We start from the raw sequence: 18,356 nt of genomic DNA, 5'->3' as shown, positions 1-18,356 counted from the left end.
TTTTTGCTCAAATCAGTAGAATATTGCTAAAAATTATAGGTTAACTATTATACTATAAAATATAGACCAATTAGCATTGAGTCATCAGTCTTTCTTATTTGGCTAATCTATTACCTTAAAAACTAGGTAATCTACCTAGTATTACAAACTTTATAGGCAAGTATAGTCAAATATAATTAGTGGACTCAGTTAACAAAAAATATTATTCGGAAAATATCCGCGCCTTGAAGTCTGAAAGTATATCAATGAGGTAATACAAATGCAATCTTTTCGAGAAAATTCTTCTGAAAATCCTACACTTACAACCCCTAGTTGGAAAATTTCCTCAGATATTGTCCTTAGCTTGGCCACTGGTCCTGTTGTGCTGGGTTTGTTGGGCAATAAAGCCATTAATGAGTTATTATCAGAAGTTGGAATGTATAGTGAGGAAATATTCCGGGGCGATCGCCTACCAATGCTTAATTTTCCCCAAAATCCATCTGAGTCATAATTTTATTTGATTTTATTTTTATTAGGACTTACAAACACAAAACCCGGTTGCTAAGATAAATCCTTGGTTTGAACATATAGATATCTACAAAAAAACAAGGTTTCTTAGTTCTCTTGGGTAAGTCCTGTTTATTTTAATCAAGAAGCTTTGAAGAAGTCAGAAGTTCAATTTATCAAAATAATTGGAATGAAGAAGCCTTCTGGTATCAATTATCACTACTGTCTCCCATCAGGCATACCATTGAGGCTACTTTTAGTATTGATTAGTTGATTCACTCCCTAGTCGCATACAAGGTCTTAAATTATCACAAATTTTTGACTATAGTGGACCGTTTCAACTAAAATAGTTGATTAGGGAATCAGCTTCGGCAGGGGCGGGTTTCACCATAGGGACGTTGCATAAGGGCGTCCGTACAACGAGTTTTCACATTGAGTCAGATCAACCCGCCCCCAATGATATCACGCACCGTCCTAGGGGCGGGTTTATGTAAATCTTAGAGTAAGCATGAAAGTTTCCGTTGAAACCCGCCCCTACTATTGCACCATTTTAAATGAAAAAATCCAATAGGTTAAACATTGCTCCTTTCCTTTCCATCCAGTTGTTAAAAGCAAGTACATAATTCTGGAGTCTCTCAATGACCGAAAATTTATAATATTGGGAAAAAACTATAACTAAAGAATAGTCTCAAATATTAGGAAAACATTAATAAAATTAGTATCGTACTGGTGTAGTGATGTAGTAATTACAAGTGTTTTGACAGTTTAATGTGGGCTTTTAGAAGACTAAATTTTAACTATACTACAAAAATAGGTAAGTCTATAATTGAAATATTCTTAAAAGTAATGTAACAAATTTTTGGGCAGTATAAAAAAAACACTAATCTCTCGATGTTTAAGGGAAATTTGAGAGAATATTTATAAATAAAGACTAACTACTCTTGAGCCTATGCTTTCCCTTATTTGCTCCTCTCCTGCAATAAGTGGAACCAGGAAGTAAATTTCTTTTTTATTAAAAAGTTGGATAGGAAAATCTAATTAGCAATTAGGGAGATATTAACTATAGATTAAACAAAAAAAATATTACTACAGGCTATTTTGAGACATTGGTACTGTTAAATCCCGTCTAATGGGGAAACAGTATCAAAAAATACATTTATTTTTGATGTTAGTAGTTACAGAGGAACAGGTAATATGAATTCACTATTACACTCAGAACAGACAATGCTAGAATCAGGGTTGAAAAATGACCCGATGACAGCTTCGGATCGGTTTCTGCGTAATCGAATTAAAATAGTTGAAGATTTGTGGGAGTTGGTGTTAAGGCAAGAATGTGGCCAAGAATTGGTGGATACACTCCAGAAGATGCGCTCGGCTCATTCTCCAGAAGGACAAGCTCCTAATTTTATAGGTTCAGAAATTGAACAACTGATTGAACAACTAGAACTCAAAGATGCAATTAGAGCTGCCCGGGCTTTTGCTATATATTTTCAGCTGATCAATATTGTAGAACAACATTATGAGCAAAGAATTCAACAACTAGCTTATTCTCACAACAACAGTTCAGGAAAACTAATCTTTAAAGACGATGTAGCTAAGGATGGTGAGAGTTGTTCGCTGCGGGTTGGAAGTATACCAATATGGAACGATAACAGAACTAAACCAGAAGGAGAGGGTACATTTCATTATCTATTTCCTCTACTACAAACTCTCAATGTACCATATCAATTAATTCAACGATTAATCGATAACTTAGATATCCGTTTAGTATTTACAGCACACCCTACAGAAATTGTTCGTCGTACAATTAGAACAAAACAACGACGCATTGCCAAAATTCTCCAAGAATTAGATCGGGTAGATGAAAGCTTTTCTGAACTACAGGTAAATGGAGAAGAGGAAAGTTCTTGGGTTTCATCTTGGGAAACAGAATCTCTCAAAGAACAGTTAACAGAAGAAATTCTTTTGTGGTGGCGCACAGATGAACTACACCAATTTAAACCTACTGTTCTAGATGAGGTAGAAACTACTCTTCATTATTTTAACGAAGTTTTGTTTGATGCTACTCCCCAACTGCATCGTAGGTTTAAGCAAGCATTACATAGTTCTTTCCCTTACCTGAAACCACCAAGTTACAATTTTTGTAAGTTTGGTTCCTGGGTGGGAGCAGACCGTGATGGAAATCCTTTTTGTACACCACCGGTTACTTGGCAAACTGCCTGCTATCAACGTCAGATAGTCTTGGATAAATATATCCAGTCTGTCGATCGCCTGATAGAACTTTTGAGTTTGTCTTTGCATTGGAGTGATGTTTTACCAGAATTGCTGGACTCGTTAGATCGCGACCATTTGCAAATGTCAGAAGTATATGAGAAATGGGCAATTCGCTATCGCCAAGAACCTTATCGCTTGAAGTTGTCTTATGTGAAAAAGCGTTTAGAAAATACTCGCGATCGCAACTTGCGTTTATATAATGGTGATGAAGTTCAAAGAGAAAAGGAAGTTCTCTCTCAACGTCAAGAAACAACAGGTATTTATCATTCTAGTTCAGAGTTTCTAGCGGAGTTGCAACTAATTCAGCGTAACCTGGAAGAAACTAGCTTAAACTCTAGTGACTTAGAAAATCTGATTTGCCAGGTAGAAATTTTTGGTTTTAATTTGGCGCGACTTGATATCCGTCAGGAATCTTCTGTACATGAGGCTGTAATTCAGGAAGTTACTGAATATTTACAAATTTTGCCTAAACCTTATATAGAAATGTCGGAAGCAGAGCGGACTGAGTGGTTATCAACAGAGTTACCTACTCGTCGCCCTTTAATTCCTACAGAGTTACCTTTTTCGGAGAGAACTTGTGAAATTATTAATACTTTCCGAATGCTGCGACAACTACAGGTAGAGTTTGGTCAAGAAATTTGCCAAACTTATATTATTAGTATGAGTCGCGATGTTAGCGATCTATTGGAAGTATTGTTGTTAGCTCAAGAAGCAGGACTTTACGATCCGGCGACTGGTGCAAGTAGTATTCAGGTAGTGCCTCTGTTTGAAACAGTGGAAGACTTGAGAAATGCTCCCAGGGTAATGAACGATTTATTTAAGTTGCCTCTATATCGAGCTGCACTTGCTGGTGGGTATGATAAATTGCCAGAAGAACCAAAGTCTGACTTAGAAACTCCTTATTTGCAAGAGGTGATGTTGGGTTACTCTGATAGTAATAAGGATTCTGGGTTCTTGAGTAGTAACTGGGAAATTCATAAGGCTCAAAAAGCTTTATATAAGATAGGTGAGGAATATGGTATTGCCTTACGGATATTTCATGGTCGTGGTGGTTCTGTAGGACGCGGTGGCGGTCCTGCTTATAAAGCGATTTTGGCTCAACCTGGTAAGAGTATTAGTGGTCGGATTAAGATTACTGAACAGGGTGAGGTGCTAGCTTCTAAATATTCTCTGCCTCAGTTAGCAATGTCTAATTTGGAAAATGTTACTACTGCGGTGATTCAAGCTAGTTTGCTACATACGGGGTTTGATGAAATTGAAAGCTGGAATGAGATTATGGAAGAGTTTGCCGTGCGATCGCGAACTCATTACCGAAATCTGATTTATGAACAAGAGGATTTAGTTGAATTTTTCTATCAAGTTACACCAGTTCAGGAAATTAGTCAACTACAAATTAGTTCCCGTCCAGCTCGTCGGAAGAATGATAAGAAGAAGACAATTTCTGGTTTACGGGCAATTCCTTGGGTATTTAGTTGGACTCAAAGTCGCTTCCTCTTACCTGCTTGGTATGGGGTGGGAACTGCTTTACAAGAGTTTGTGGAACAAGCACCAGAAGAACACCTGAAACTTTTGCAATATTTTTATCTGAAGTGGCCGTTTTTCACTACTGTTATTTCTAAGGTAGAGATGACTTTGGCTAAGGTAGATTTGCAAATTGCTCATTATTATGTGCGAGAGTTATCTAAACCAGAAGACAAAGAACGGTTTGAGCAGTTGTTTGAGCAAATTGCGACTGAATATCGTTTAACACGGGATTTAGTGCTACAAATTTCTGGTCATGAGCGACCTTTGGATGGAGAACCAGACTTACAGCGTTCTGTACAATTACGGAATGCGACTATTATTCCTCTGGGTATGTTGCAAGTGGCGTTGTTGAAACGTCTGCGCCAGCATGATACGGGTACCCCTGGTGTAATTCATTCTCGTTATAGTAAGAGTGAGTTATTGCGTGGTGCTTTGTTGACTCTTAATGGTATTGCTGCTGGTATGCGGAATACAGGTTGATAGGTAATGGATAATGGATAATTGATAATGGATAATGAAAGAGTTGGCTGAACTCTGAACAAAAAGTAAGCTTTTTGTAAATAAAAAGTTTTCAATTTAGTACAATAATTTCCAACTATAAATAATTATCCATTATCAATTTCCTCTCGACTTTAATGAATAGCACTTATATCAAATCCGGTGCTAAACAGTTATATATTGCTTAAGTTAGGAGGAGTCAGGAGTAAGGAGTCACGAGAAAGAAAGTATTTGAACTATTGAATTTTTAAATCCGTATTCAATACAACATCTGTCAGTTGAGAAAGTAATTTTGCAATTACTGTATAACCTGATTTTATATGACTTCTGATATAGAATCTGGTAGAAGAGTCGTCCGCAGCGACGAAGCGGAAGCAATCTCAGGGGTGCGCGGAGATTGCTTCCTTCCACTCCGTTCCAGTCGCAATGACTTAGATATAGTAATTATCCGGATTTTATATGACTTCTGAATTCTAAATTCTAAATTCTAAATTCTAAATTCTAACTTCCTTATCCCAGTTCATCTACTACTAAACGTCTGAGAATTTCTGTTACTTCTGCTGCCATCCGAGCATCTATTTCTACTGCTTCTTTATCAAAATCTCCTAACGCTCTTGCACCCCGCAAAGTCATAGCTATAGACTTAACTTTTCCCTGATATTCAAACTGAGTAAAACAAGTATAAGTCAGTTCTGTACGTTGACGACTGCTGCTATATCCAAAACCTAATTTAGATAAAATAACAGGAGATTTAATACTACTTTGAATCCCCAATTTTTCTAGAGCAACATCCACATAACGAGCGCTATCTTTGCCAGCATTCCTAATAAAAGGTTGCAAATTTTTCCAAGACATTCCTGGTAGTTTTGCTGGCTCTGGCAAATGATAATACCACCCTATCATTGACATAATTCTAGTTAAGTCATAAGCAGTAACAGTATTTTCTCCTGTTTGGTCTTCTCGCTTTTTACTTTCTGATGCTGCACTTAATAAAACTTGATTGTCTTGCACAATTTCGGGAGACATAATAAATGGTTCTTCACCATATAAACCTTGAAATTCTGTATGATTATTACCTGTAATTTCTTTCATCCATGATTCTAAACCTACATAGGTTTGGAAACATTTCAACATTGCTGATAAAGCATTAGAACTACCGACTTTTTCTGCGTAAGTAACTATGTCTTCTACAACTTGATTAAACTCTAAATTTTTCCCATCACCTCGAACTTTGCAAGTATTAATATCGCTATTAAGGGAACAAATTACATTTAAAACTGGAATAATTTTAGTTGAACTCCAATATTGACATTTATCCAGAGAATTTCTACCTAACCAACGAGATTTAAAGGGTCCCCCTGCAGTACCAGCTAGAGAAATACAGGCTTCTTTAATATCAGAATGAATAAAGCTAAGACTCTGTTCATCAATGTTAGGTAGTTCACCAACATGGGGAAAAGCTTTTGCTCCTGGGATAGCTAAACTAGGCAGAATTTTTAAATGTTCTGGATAATTTTCTACCTGGTTTTGATAGGGAGAATTTTTAATACCTTTATCTAGAATAGCTAGTTTATAACCATTAAAACCAGCTTCAGCTTTTAAGAAGTCGTTGTAGACTTTTTCTCTGTCCATTGCTAGTAGTAGAGTCAAGGCTTCTTTTTGACCAAAATTGCCAAAAAAGTCTGCCACCATATTGAGAATTTGGTCGTTGATATCTTCCATAATTTGATTTAAAAAGCGGTCAGCGGTCAGCGGTCAGCAGTCAGCAGTAAACGTAAGACCGGGGATTTAAACCCAGAGCTGCTAAAAGCTAATCCCTAGTTAACTTTCTTAAGTAATATTCCTACTATAACTATAACATTTTTCATTTTTGCGAAAATAATACATTTCGGCTGCAAAAAGGCAACAAATCAACTGGAAATAGGCAACAATTTGATAGTTTTTTGTAGCCTTAGAGAAATGAGACGTTTTATTACATTTAAAACCAAACTACTATATATTAAAATTACCTCTAGTTTTTCCTGATTATTTTAAGTAATGAAAATTATTATAGTGTATTGAAAAATATTTTAAATTAATACCATGTCCGTTGGTATTGTTGGTGTAAAATACGGGGAAATATCTACCATATTTAATTTTAGCTTCTCTTAAAGCTTCTTCAAACTTTGGTATTCTTTCTTCCTGACCTTCGCCCTTACCGAAATAATTAATAATTAAACAATTAAATAATTAGATAATTCACGCCTTGAAGCCTCCCCTTTCAAGGGAAAAAAGCGGTCGTTTGCGGAGCAGTCAGTCAGGATGAGATGGCGAGGAAACCCGCTCTTGCAGAGCCGCTCCGCTTTATATGTCGGCGACAGCCGAAACGCCATATCTAATCGACCAAGAAAAATAAATCTTTTCCTGATTCGTCAATCCTATCCCTTTTAGGGAGAGGTAATTATCAATTATCAATTATTGAACGGACATGATATAACTTGATTAATCGCTGATTTTTTTTGATAATTTAAGCAGAGTAAATATTCGCAGAAAATTTTTAAAATTATTACTCCTAACTTAGTAAATATAATGGTTAGCTTACCTGAATTATAACTCTTAGCCACTATCGAAATGTTAAAACTGAAATAGGATTAGTATGTATAGATAATTTGACAAAACTTTAAAGTATGCTCAATTTACCACAGATTTCCTCTTTACCCCTGCTTAAGTCCAAATACTCAGCAGGATTTATATTTGGCTGGGCAATGATACTAGCGATCGCCAGTGCAACTGTAATTTATCAACTGAATAATCTGACAGAAGAGAGTGGCAATGCTAGACTACTCTTGACTAAATTAAAGGAACAAGTCAGCAGACTTAATTCTCTAGAATGGGAGGGAATTTCCAAAGGTGAAATTGACGAAAATTTAACAGAAGAACTTGCATAAAATAGAGAAAGCACTGACATTATTATTGCAGAAATTAGGCAACTTAAAGAACAGGATAATCTCAAGAAACTCTGGGATTTATATATCATTTATGACAATATAATGAACCATTCTTGGGAACTAATTGCTCAGAAAAAAATTGCCGAGGTTAAACAAATTAATGCTTTTCAAATTGATGAAATTTTCGATGAGCTATACGCTGAAATTAACATACTAGAAAAAAGGTATGCAAACAAACATAAGCAGGCAAGACAATTTGCCGATGTAGGCACAAGCTTTGCTTTAACTATGGCAGCCTTTGTAATTGGTATTTTATCCTATAAATATAGTCAAAGATTGTTGAATAAAAATCAACAGTTAAAAACTGCCTTAATCGATCTTGAACAAGCACAAGACCAATTAATTCAACGGGAAAAAATGGCTGCTTTAGGACAACTAATTGCAGGGGTTGCCCATGAAATTAATAACCCTCTTGGGGCAATTCAAGCCTCAGCAAATAATACTGATAAGGCTTTAAAAGAATTCCTGAATGAACTCCCCCATTTACATCAACGTCTTAGTCCTAAAGAAAAAGATAGCCTTTTTCTCCTCATCACTCAAGCACTCGAAAGCCAACCTTCAATTGACTCTTCCGAAGCTCGCGCCCTCAAGCGTAGAATTATTACCCAACTTAAAGAGCATGACATTGAAAATGCTAGATATATTGGGAATCTCTTAGCAGACATAGGGGTTCCCGAAATATCTAATTTGTGGTTGCCCTTGCTTAAAGGTGAATATGGAGAATGGGCGATCGAGTTCGCCTACAATTTGGCTTCCTCCTTTTCTAATAATCAGATTATTCTCCGCGCCGTTGAACGCTCCTCTAAGACAATTTTTGCCCTCAAAAGCTATGCTCGTTTTCAACCCAATGGCCAAAAGGAATTGATAAACGTTGTTAATGGGCTAGAAACTGTACTAGAAATTTATCACAATCAACTGAAACGGAGTATTAATGTGATTCGAGATTATCAGGATATTCCTAAAATCTGGGTATATCCAGACGAACTAATTCAGGTCTGGACAAATCTAATTCATAACGCAATTCATGCTATGGAATCAGGAGGGACACTGACTATTAGCACCCATCAACAGGAAAATGGCGTTCAGGTGATTATCAAAGATACCGGATTAGGAATTCCCCCGGATGTACTGCCCAAAATCTTTGACCCCTTTTTTACCACCAAGTCAGCAGGTGAAGGGAGTGGTTTGGGACTCCATATTTGCCAGAAAATTATTGACAAACATCAGGGATATATAAAAGTGGACAGCCAACCCGGAGATACTGTATTTTATATAGGGTTGCCCCTTGGTAACTCTTAAACTTTCTAATTATAAAGTATCTAGAAAGGTGAAGTATGTCTGAAATAGCAATTATTTGTGTTGATGATGAAATGCCTATTCTCAAAGCTCTTAAAGAACAACTCCAACGTGGGTTTGGCAACAAATATATTTATGAGATGGCCCAAAGTGCTGAAGAAGCGTGGGATGTGATTGATGAGTTGGAAGAGGAAGGCGTGAAAATTTTGGCCATTGTTTCTGATTGGCTAATGCCTAATACCAAAGGCGATGTATTTTTAACTCAAGTTCATCAACGGTTTCCAGAAATTGTCACCGTGATGCTAACTGGGCAAGCTGACGAGGAGGCTATTGAGCGGGCAAAAAAAAAAGCAAATCTTTATGCTTGCCTCTATAAACCCTGGTCAGAGGACGAATTACAGCAAATTATTAGTCAAGCTTTAAATAAGTAGAATATGAAAGGAGTCATTATTTGTGTTGATGATGAGTTGGAAATTCTCCAGATTTTAGGGAGGCAACTCAAGCGCAATTTTGGCAAAGAATATGATATTGAGTTAGCTAAAAGTGGTGCAGAAGCTCTTTCTCTTTGTGCAGAATTGACAGCAGAAAGCTTACCAATTCCTGTGGTAATTTCCGATCATAATATGGAGGAGATGGATGGGGATACTTTGTTGATTGAACTTCACAAGCTTTATCCCAAAATGTTAAAAATTATGCTGACTGGTCAAGCTGATGCTCATTCGGTAGGGAATGTTGTTAATGCTGGTGCTTTATACCGCTACATCAGTAAACCTTGGGATAAAGATGATCTAATACTCACGGTTACTGAAGCTTTACGAAGCTTTGCTCAAGAACAAAAACTTGCTGAACAAAATGCTCTGCTTAAGGAAATGAATGCTAGGTTAGAAAGCTCTTTATCACTGCTATTATCGACCCTGGAAGCAACAGCGAATGGCATCCTTGTCCTAGATAGTTGCGGAAAAGAGGTCATTTTTAATCAAAAGTGTGCTGAAATTTGGGAGCTAGATGCCTCAACTGCAATAAGTGATAGCCACAAGCTAATTGATTTGATTTTAGCAGCTTTGATCAAAGCAGATGCGGACAGCTTTCAAGCATTACTGATGCAAAAGAATATGAAACTACGGGATTTATTAATATTAAAAAATGGTAGAGTTATTGAATATTATTCCCAGCATCAAAAATTATCAGGGAAAATTGTTGGTCAGGTCTTGACTTTTCGAGATGTGACTAGAGAAAAGCAAAAGCAAGCAACAATTGAGTATCAAGCATTGCATGATTCTCTAACTAACCTGCCAAATAGAGCTTTATTCGATCGGAAACTTTCTGAAGCGATCGCCCATGCTGCTAAACGTTCAGAAATTATGGGGGTAATGTTTCTAGATTTAGATCGGTTTAAGCAGGTTAATGATACATTCGGTCACTCAGTAGGAGACTTATTGTTACAGACAGTTTCTCAGCGTCTTGCCGTTTGTTTGAGAGAAGTTGATTTGATTGCCCGTTGGGGAGGAGATGAATTTGGCATTATTTTACCACAAATTCACTTTCGAGAAGACGTGATCGAGATTGCTGATAGATTGATGAAAGCTATGCAGCCAGAATTTATCTTGGAAGGTCATCACTTTAATGTCACAACGAGCATTGGAATTGCCTTGTATCCTCACGATGGTTTAGATAGTAGCACATTACTTCAGAGTGCTGATACGGCCTTGTACCAAGTCAAGAGAGCTGGGCGTAACAATTATTGTTGAGGCTAATATCATGTCTCGATGAACAATTATAAATAATTAGGGAGGAGTCAGGAGTCAGGAGTCAGGAGTCAGGAGGGAGATTGGGAGATGGGGAGATTGGGAGATTGGGAGATTGGGAGATTGGGAGATGGGGAGATTCGGAGATGGGGAGATGGGGAGATGGGGAGATTGGGAGATGGAGAGATGGGGAGATTCGGAGATGGGGAGATGGAGAGATGGGGAGATTGAAGTAATTATAGAATTATAAACATATATCGTATAAACAGATTCTATCTGCAATTAACCGGATTTGATGTTAGGAGGAGAAGAAAGAGAAAGTTTTTTTATTTACTTTTTGATATGTCATATAAAATCCGGTTATACAGTAATCGCAAAATTACTTTCTCTTATAGCAACAGCCAGGGCGATTAGGACATAGACTGATGATGAATCAAAGACCACGGAAACACTTTTCCAACTGTTCCCTGTTCCCTGTTCCCTGCTATAATACAGATGTTAAGCATGAATAGGAATTGAAAAACTCATGCTATTCAAATCTTTTCTTTCTCCTGACTCCTGTACGGGCGTTAACGATAGTTATGCGAAGCTAACGGCCGTTTCGCTGCGCGACATGAAACGCCCCTAGACTTCTGACTCCTAGAGCGATACGATAACTAATTACCCGGATTCTATATCACAACCTATTTAGGATTGCTATACTAAATATTATTGCTCCAACTGGTTTAATGACTTAAATCACTAAAACATAGAAATTTAACTCACTACTTAATCTCCGTTTAAACACCGAAAAAAGATGCACAAATCACATACATAACTGAAGGAGAGTGTCAATATAAAAATATAGGGAGTCGAAAGAAATACTAATTAATTTTCCCTCAGCTCCTAGTCTCTATAGTAAAAGGATATAGAATCATGCTATTTAACAAAAATATAAGAACTACTGAAAATCATCCCATTAATTCCGAGTCAGTAGCAAAAAGAGCAGAAAATCCAGCTAATTCATCTAAAAAACAGTCCAAGAGTTGTTTACATATGATTTGGTTAAAAGATGAAAATGGAAATTTAACCGCACATTGGACAACTCAAGATTAAAATATGTTAATTAATCCTTCAGGACTTATACCATGTCCGATTGAACGCTTATAATTTAAGATAGTAGGGGAGTAGGGGAGTAGGGGAGTAGGGGAAAAATTAAAATATATCCTCTCGATCGCGAAATATTTTATTTATACCTAATCATCCGGACATGATATTACGCATAACCGCCATGTCTAGTAGGGGCGTTTGCGGAGCATTCCGGAACGGAAATGGCCATGTGCTAACGCAAAGGTCTGCTTTATATGTCGCGCAGCAAAACGCACCTACAGATAGCCATTCGCCGCTACAGATAGCGTATTATTTAATAATTTGCGTAAGTCCTGTCCTTTTTTTGAGATGACCATAATATCACAATAATTGGCGATCGCTCCTAATTATCTTAGCGATCGCCGATTTTAGTTAAAACCTAAACTGAGTCCGGAATGTACTAACCCAAATAGTATCATTAACATCATCGTGATTCGGATTAGTAATCACAAATAAACCAGGAGTCAGAGAAATAAAGTCATTAACTTGAAAACGATAAATTGCCTCTATATGTATAGATGTATCATCATCCTTCAAGGCATCATCATCACCCCCATCAGTCACAATAGGAGGCACCCCAACCATTAGACCACCCATATTTCCTTCTCTAAATAAGTCTGGGAAGGCAAAATACAACATTCCATTAATAATAGTCACATCATCATCATCATTATCATTGCCAGTTTCAGGTCGCGCCCAGGTGGAACCAAACCAACCTCCCACTTCAATCTTTTCATTCACTCTCCAATGAGCTTGGAAACCAACGTTATCAGCAGTCGTAGCTATTCCATCAAACGGGTCTTGAGCTTTAAAACTACCAGTACCATTAGTAATATCAACCCCATCGTCACCCCAATACTTACGCACATAACCTAGAGTAAATGCCAAGCTATCTGATGGTTCAATCACAAGTTGACCTAATGCACTATAAGCACCATTGAATGCACCCGCACCTTCTTGAGGATTCGCCGGATCGTCTGCTAAGTAAGCTACATTTACTTGAAACTTGTCATTAAATGCGTAGCTAAAACCAACACCTGCATTAGCTGGACCTCGGAACATGGTAGGGTCGCGTCGTCCAAATCGAGAGATAGTGCCATCCCCTTCATCTGCAAAGGGTGTTAAAACTACAGAAACGTCATCTAGGTCAACTCCAATAGGACCGATGAGAGCTTGGGCGCGTTCGCCAATGGGAAACTGATAGAACATCAAATCAATACCAAAATCATCACTACCATCACCTTCATCAATAGAGGCAAGAGTCATTAAGGTATTAGTGAGTTCTGGTTCGCTCAACTCATTAAGATTATTAGCTTGTAGACGAGTGAAGAGCAAATCTTCTCCAGTAAAGCTAGTCTCAAACTCTAGCCTAACACGATAAGAAAGAGAGGTCTCGGTTTTGTCATTGCCAGAAGATTCTCCACGGCCTGATGCTCTTTCTCCAAAGGTATCATTTAACCAAAACAGAACTTCTCCATTGAGTTTGGTGGTAGTGGAAAATTGGTTGCTTTCTAGTTCGGCGGTGCGTGCTTCTAATGAATCTACACGACCGCGCAATGCTGCTAGTTCGGCAGCAAATTCTTCTTGTAAGCGTTGCAATACAGCTAAGTCTTCCCTGGTAACGAGGTTAGTAGTTGCTGCTGCAATTAATTCTGTAATTCTGTCTAAGCAAGCATTTAATCCGGCAGCAAATTCAAAGCGAGTCATGGCGCGGTTGCCTTTGTAGGTGCCGTCGGGATAACCTGCGATACAACCATAACGTTCGACTAATGATTGTAATGCTTGGAATGCCCAGTCTGTAGGCTGCACGTCTGATAATTGGGAAACAGAAGTTACTTGATCTATTGTTTCTTCTGCTTCTAGCTCAGATACACTGGGCATTGCTAATGAGGGGTCATCCATTGGTAGGGGACGAAATGCCTGGGCGATTTGTATTGGGGGGTTAGCCTGGGCAGGATTGGCTATAAATAATGTGGCACTGAGAATACTAGGGGTATATTTTCTAACTTTATTTAAAAAAATTTTCATTAAGTTTTCTCACACCTATTAATTAATTGTTCGTGGTATCCCTACTTAAGTAAAGGATAAAAAGCAAATAAAATCCTAGCTGACTGCTTTACAAGGCTCGTCAGAAGATATTTACTGATTGAGTTTGTTTATTATTAACTCTTAATTTGGAATTGTCAAGTTTAAAAAATTAATGGCCTCGGAATTTACAGCAGAGTAGGGGAGCGGGGGTAGGGACGTTGCATAAGGGCGTCCGTACAGGAGTAATTTTTTTTGCTCAACTATGCGCCTAAAATGCTAACTTTTTGATTTTTCGGGAACCGTGCATAAAGAGCTGAAAACTGGGTACTTTTTGCAGACCTAAAAAGTCTAACACCTTTATCTGTAAATGCTTTTATAGTTAATCAGCAGAGCAATAACTATTTAACTGACACAGCTAAAATAGTGGATTAGGTCATTTAGGTGCAGGGTGGGGCGGGTTAATCTAAATTTAATATTAAGCCTAATTAATTTAACGCGGAAGCCACCCCTACTATAGATAAATGTTTCAGCATTTTTAGGTCTTGAAAAAGTACAAGGTTTTCGTTCTAGCGAGCTTAAAAGTTAGGATTTTGGGTTGACTATTGGCTGAAAAATCAAGGGATAATTCTTCCTCTTACCAGCTCTAAATTTCCTATTCATTCTGACTCCTGACTCCTGACTCCTGACTCCTACCCTCACCCATAAGACTTTTTCAGGAAGCCCTAGTTATATAATTATCATTTTAGTAAACGTAAACCACTTAATGTTACTAAAACTGTAGACCCTTCATGACCGAGTACCCCAAGAGGCATATTGATATTTCCAGTAAAGTTAGCGACTAATAATAGGAAAATAAAGCTAATAGCAAAAGTAATATTTTGCTTAATAATACGATTAGCGCGACGACCTAAATTGATAGCTTCTACTAATTTTTCTAACCGATCTGCCATTAACACAATATCTGCTGATTCTAAGGTAACATCACTACCTGCATTACCCATAGCAATACCAACTGTAGCTAGGGATAAAGCGGGAGCATCATTAATACCATCTCCTACCATTGCTACATTTCTATTTTGTTGTTGCAGGCGCTTAATTACTGTTAATTTATCTTCGGGTAATAATTCAGAATAAACCATATTTATACCGAGATTTTGAGCAACACTATGAGCAGTTTTTTGATTATCTCCTGTCAGCATAGCTATAGATTTAATATTCATAGACTTGAGTTGATTTATCATTTGACCAGCTTCTAAACGGACAGTATCAGCAACAGATATTAAGCCAATAATTTCTTGTGATTGTGCGAGAAAAATAATTGTTTTCCCCTCTTTTTGGAGGCGATTACTTTCATCTAAAAAGTAGGAACTAAAGTTATTTACTTCTGACTTAATCAAATTTTCTTTGCCCACTTTAATAATTTCATTATCAACAATACCTGTAATTCCTTCCCCAGTTTTTGCTTTGATATTAGTTGCTTGTTGCCACTGAATATTTTTTATAATTGCTGCTTGAGTAATAGCTTTTCCAATAGGATGTTCAGAACAAGATTCTAGGGCAGCAGCTAACTGTAAAACTTCATTTTCTGACTTACCTTTTTTAGGGATAATATCAACAACTTGTAGTTTACCAGTAGTGAGAGTTCCTGTTTTGTCAAAGGCGATCGCTTTGACTTCTCCCATCATTTCTAATTGAGCACCATTTTTAAATAAAATTCCTTGTCTAGCTCCATTAGCAATGCCAGATAGTAAAGTAGGCATAATTGATGCCATTAAAGCACAAGGAGAAGCAACTACTAAAAATATTAAGGCTCGATAAATTGTCGTTTCCCAACTCCAATTTAATAAAAATGGTGGTAAAATTCCGAGCAATAAACCTGAGATAACTATAACTTTGGCGTAAATTTTCTCAAATTTTTCCACAAATCTCTGAGATGGTGGAGTTTCAGTTTTTGCTTGTTCAACTAAACGAATTACACGCTGAATTAAACTACTTTCTGGAAATTTATTTACTTGTAGTCTTAAAACACCATTACCATTTAATGTCCCTGCAAAAACTTCATCTCCTACAGTCTTATCAACGGGTATAGATTCTCCTGTAATTGGAGCTTGATTAATGGTACTACTGCCTTCAATAATAATACTATCAGTCGGGATAAGTTCTCCAGGTTTAACTAAGACAAAATCTCCCACTTTTAATTGATTAACCGGAATTTCTGTTTCTTGATTATCGACTATTAATCTGGCAGTATCAGGAGTAATAGCCATTAATTTTTGAATATTACGTTCAGTTCGTTCCATAGCAAAAGTTTCGAGAGCGCCACTAATAGCAAAAATTAAAATTAGCACTCCCCCATCAATTATTAAGTGATATTCTTGTTGCCATAAGCCTAAAGCAGCAGCTCCCAAAGCAGCAACAATCATCAATAAATCAACATCTAATTCTTTTTCTGACCAGAGAGTTGTTATACCTTCTTTAGCACTTTCATAACCCCCAATTACATAAGCTGTTGCTAGAATTAATAGTGCTAAACCAACCCAATTAATTTGTAAACAAAAGCAACTAAAAAAAATTAGTACAGCACAGGTTCCCGCAGCAAATGCTTCTGGATAATATTGAGCAATTTGTAAGTATTGAGATAGAGAAAAGTTTTTCTGATTCATAGGAATTCAAGATGGTTTTGATTAGATTTTTTTCAACATATAAGTAGGTATGTGAAAGAATTTACCGGGTAATTAATAATTAATAATTATTAATTAAATAATTGAGGTTAAAAGCCTCCCCTTTTAAAGGGAAAAAAAATAAATTTTTTCCTGATTAGCGTCAATCCTCTCCCTTTTAGGGAGAGGTAATTGTCAATTATCAATTAATGAAAAGTATGTCATTGCGACTGGAACCCATTGGAAGGTTTGCGGAGAATTCCGGAACGGATAGCAATCTCAAGGGTTTTAGGTGCTTTAACATTCCATTACATAGTGAAGTTTATTAGCGCCGACTACTTAGCAATCCTAAATAGGTTGTGACAAACCAAAGTAGGATTAATCCCATTTTATTCGCGGGATAGGTTAATATTCTCAGACCCATTTCTTAATCATTTTTTAACCTAATCAGCGAAAATCTTCAATGAATTTTGATAATATAATAACAACGATTAATGAAAAAATAAGTCATTAATTAATTAATTATAAAGAATTCTTTTTAATTAATAAAGGTTCATATTAAATTAATGGCCACAATTTCCCCTAATCAATTGCTGACTTACAGTGCATTCGGTGGTTGATGAGGTACAGTGGCACTAGCTTTTTTAAATGGTTTTTGAAGTATCGAATCAAGTTGTCATTATTAAAATTATTGAAAATTTTTAGTATTTAAGGAGGTTGAGATGGATTGGAAAGTGAATGACACTGATGAAAAAATTATCTCTCCTAATCGCATAGATTGGAAATTTGACTTTTTCAATGAGTCGAGTAACGGTCTAATTAATATGGATGAAGTTAGGCCAACAGTTAATGATAATAGCTCCTATCCTTTATCAGAAACAACAGTTGGACAAAAGGTTTGGTTAGTTGGTTTTCAGGGAAAAGGAGGAATTAATCGCCTCTTAGGGATGGGGCTAACTCCAGGAGTTCAATTGCAAATTATCAGCGCCCAACCTAGTGGTTCAGTTTTAGTCGCCATAGAAGATAACCGGATCGGTGTGGGTGCGGGAATGGCTAACAAAATTTTAGTGAGTAACCAGTCTTTAACTAAAGGAGAAAACATAAAAAATCAAACAAAGACAATATTGTTGCGAGAAATGCCAGAGGGAACTGAAGGCCGAGTTGTGGGTTACAACGAAGTCAAACGAGGCTATAAGAAAAAACTGTTGTCGATGGGGATGACTCCTGATATAAAATTTAAGGTGATTCGGGTAGCACCTTTCGGAGACCCAGTAGAAATTTTAGTCAGAGATTTTCATCTGAGCTTACGCAAAGAAGAGTCAGATGCTTTAATAGTTGAGCTTGTTTAGATGGGTAGCTAAATTCAGGACTTACGCACCAAGCGCCATCTCTTGGTCGATTGGATATGGTTAGGTTTCCTCAGCATCCCTCCACCGCTATCTTGTAGGGGCGAATGGCATTCGCCCCCTACCGATAGGGTATTGTCTAAGAATTTGCTTAGGTCTTGTAAATTGTGGGATTCCACCTTGTAGGGGCGAATGGCATTCGCCCCCTACTACGCGGAAGTTAAAAATTAAAAGTCAAAAATAAGATTTGATAGGGCTTTGTTGTCTGAAAGTAGCAATATAGTTCTCGGAGTTGCTCCGCAGATGCACTTGATAACGTGCGCAAACTACTGTAACTATTGTCCAATAGATGAAATAGTTCCCGGACTGGCTCCGCAGATGCAC

Annotated in this window: 12 protein-coding genes; 9 read left to right on the top strand and 3 right to left on the bottom strand. The window is 37.2% G+C overall.

The features are described from left to right. Window positions 1-259 precede the first annotated feature (259 nt). Window positions 260-490, top strand: coding sequence for a hypothetical protein (locus ACP6PK_RS20695; RefSeq protein WP_094672357.1), 231 nt, complete (start codon window positions 260-262; stop codon window positions 488-490). A 1,190-nt stretch (window positions 491-1,680) separates the two neighbouring features. Further along, complete coding sequence (gene ppc, locus ACP6PK_RS20690) at window positions 1,681-4,764, top strand: phosphoenolpyruvate carboxylase (protein WP_426562228.1); 3,084 nt, start codon at window positions 1,681-1,683, stop codon at window positions 4,762-4,764. A gap of 528 nt (window positions 4,765-5,292) precedes the next feature. Here ppc and ACP6PK_RS20685 read toward each other — a convergent pair. Further along, window positions 5,293-6,504, bottom strand: a complete 1,212-nt coding sequence (locus ACP6PK_RS20685; RefSeq protein ID WP_426562226.1) for a hypothetical protein — start codon at window positions 6,502-6,504, stop codon at window positions 5,293-5,295. Between the two features lie 944 nt (window positions 6,505-7,448). On the opposite strand from ACP6PK_RS20685, the gene ACP6PK_RS20680 reads away from it, so the two are divergent. The 6 genes from ACP6PK_RS20680 (at window position 7,449) to ACP6PK_RS20655 (ending at window position 11,905) form a co-directional block, all read left to right on the top strand. Continuing rightward, window positions 7,449-7,709: a hypothetical protein gene (locus ACP6PK_RS20680; RefSeq protein WP_426562224.1), complete on the top strand. Its 261-nt coding sequence runs from the start codon at window positions 7,449-7,451 to the stop codon at window positions 7,707-7,709. Window positions 7,710-7,811: 102 nt separating this feature from the next. After that, window positions 7,812-9,068, top strand: coding sequence for a sensor histidine kinase (locus ACP6PK_RS20675; protein WP_426562222.1), 1,257 nt, complete (start codon window positions 7,812-7,814; stop codon window positions 9,066-9,068). A 35-nt stretch (window positions 9,069-9,103) separates the two neighbouring features. Beyond that, window positions 9,104-9,496: a response regulator gene (locus ACP6PK_RS20670; RefSeq protein ID WP_094673200.1), complete on the top strand. Its 393-nt coding sequence runs from the start codon at window positions 9,104-9,106 to the stop codon at window positions 9,494-9,496. Between the two features lie 3 nt (window positions 9,497-9,499). After that, on the top strand, window positions 9,500-10,813 hold the full coding sequence (locus ACP6PK_RS20665; RefSeq protein ID WP_426562219.1) for a diguanylate cyclase domain-containing protein: 1,314 nt from the start codon (window positions 9,500-9,502) through the stop codon (window positions 10,811-10,813). A 96-nt stretch (window positions 10,814-10,909) separates the two neighbouring features. Next, window positions 10,910-11,041: a hypothetical protein gene (locus tag ACP6PK_RS20660; RefSeq protein ID WP_426562217.1), complete on the top strand. Its 132-nt coding sequence runs from the start codon at window positions 10,910-10,912 to the stop codon at window positions 11,039-11,041. Window positions 11,042-11,725: 684 nt separating this feature from the next. Continuing rightward, the gene (locus ACP6PK_RS20655; RefSeq protein WP_094671955.1) at window positions 11,726-11,905 is read left to right on the top strand and encodes a hypothetical protein; all 180 of its coding nucleotides are present in this window, start codon (window positions 11,726-11,728) and stop codon (window positions 11,903-11,905) included. A gap of 405 nt (window positions 11,906-12,310) precedes the next feature. Here ACP6PK_RS20655 and ACP6PK_RS20650 read toward each other — a convergent pair whose 3' ends face one another. Together ACP6PK_RS20650 and ACP6PK_RS20645 are read right to left on the bottom strand one after the other, a co-directional pair. Beyond that, complete coding sequence (locus tag ACP6PK_RS20650) at window positions 12,311-13,966, bottom strand: iron uptake porin (RefSeq protein WP_426562215.1); 1,656 nt, start codon at window positions 13,964-13,966, stop codon at window positions 12,311-12,313. 737 nt (window positions 13,967-14,703) lie between these two features. Next, the gene (locus tag ACP6PK_RS20645; RefSeq protein WP_426562213.1) at window positions 14,704-16,629 is read right to left on the bottom strand and encodes a heavy metal translocating P-type ATPase; all 1,926 of its coding nucleotides are present in this window, start codon (window positions 16,627-16,629) and stop codon (window positions 14,704-14,706) included. Window positions 16,630-17,348: 719 nt separating this feature from the next. On the opposite strand from ACP6PK_RS20645, the gene ACP6PK_RS20640 reads away from it, so the two are divergent. Further along, window positions 17,349-17,975 (top strand): FeoA family protein, encoded by a 627-nt coding sequence (locus ACP6PK_RS20640; protein WP_426562211.1) that lies wholly within the window; start codon window positions 17,349-17,351, stop codon window positions 17,973-17,975. The last annotated feature ends 381 nt before the right edge of the window (window positions 17,976-18,356 follow it).

It is taken from the genome of Dapis hubbardiae BLCC-M172 (assembly GCF_050016015.1).
Lineage (GTDB): Bacteria > Cyanobacteriota > Cyanobacteriia > Cyanobacteriales > Microcoleaceae > Trichodesmium.
The sequence above is the reverse complement of the archived record's forward strand: the minus strand, read 5'-3'. Positions and strand labels throughout refer to the sequence as shown.

Bases quoted from the DNA above. Each gene is read 5' to 3' on its own strand.
- ACP6PK_RS20675 (WP_426562222.1), top strand. From the start codon at position 7,812: ATGAACCATTCTTGGGAACTAATTGCTCAGAAAAAAATTGCCGAGGTT.
- ACP6PK_RS20640 (WP_426562211.1), top strand. From the start codon at position 17,349: ATGGATTGGAAAGTGAATGACACTGATGAAAAAATTATCTCTCCTAAT.
- ACP6PK_RS20665 (WP_426562219.1), top strand. From the start codon at position 9,500: ATGAAAGGAGTCATTATTTGTGTTGATGATGAGTTGGAAATTCTCCAG.
- ACP6PK_RS20680 (WP_426562224.1), top strand. From the start codon at position 7,449: ATGCTCAATTTACCACAGATTTCCTCTTTACCCCTGCTTAAGTCCAAA.
- ACP6PK_RS20670 (WP_094673200.1), top strand. From the start codon at position 9,104: ATGTCTGAAATAGCAATTATTTGTGTTGATGATGAAATGCCTATTCTC.
- ppc (WP_426562228.1), top strand. From the start codon at position 1,681: ATGAATTCACTATTACACTCAGAACAGACAATGCTAGAATCAGGGTTG.
- ACP6PK_RS20655 (WP_094671955.1), top strand. From the start codon at position 11,726: ATGCTATTTAACAAAAATATAAGAACTACTGAAAATCATCCCATTAAT.
- ACP6PK_RS20685 (WP_426562226.1), bottom strand. From the start codon at position 6,504: ATGGAAGATATCAACGACCAAATTCTCAATATGGTGGCAGACTTTTTT.
- ACP6PK_RS20695 (WP_094672357.1), top strand. From the start codon at position 260: ATGCAATCTTTTCGAGAAAATTCTTCTGAAAATCCTACACTTACAACC.
- ACP6PK_RS20650 (WP_426562215.1), bottom strand. From the start codon at position 13,966: ATGAAAATTTTTTTAAATAAAGTTAGAAAATATACCCCTAGTATTCTC.
- ACP6PK_RS20645 (WP_426562213.1), bottom strand. From the start codon at position 16,629: ATGAATCAGAAAAACTTTTCTCTATCTCAATACTTACAAATTGCTCAA.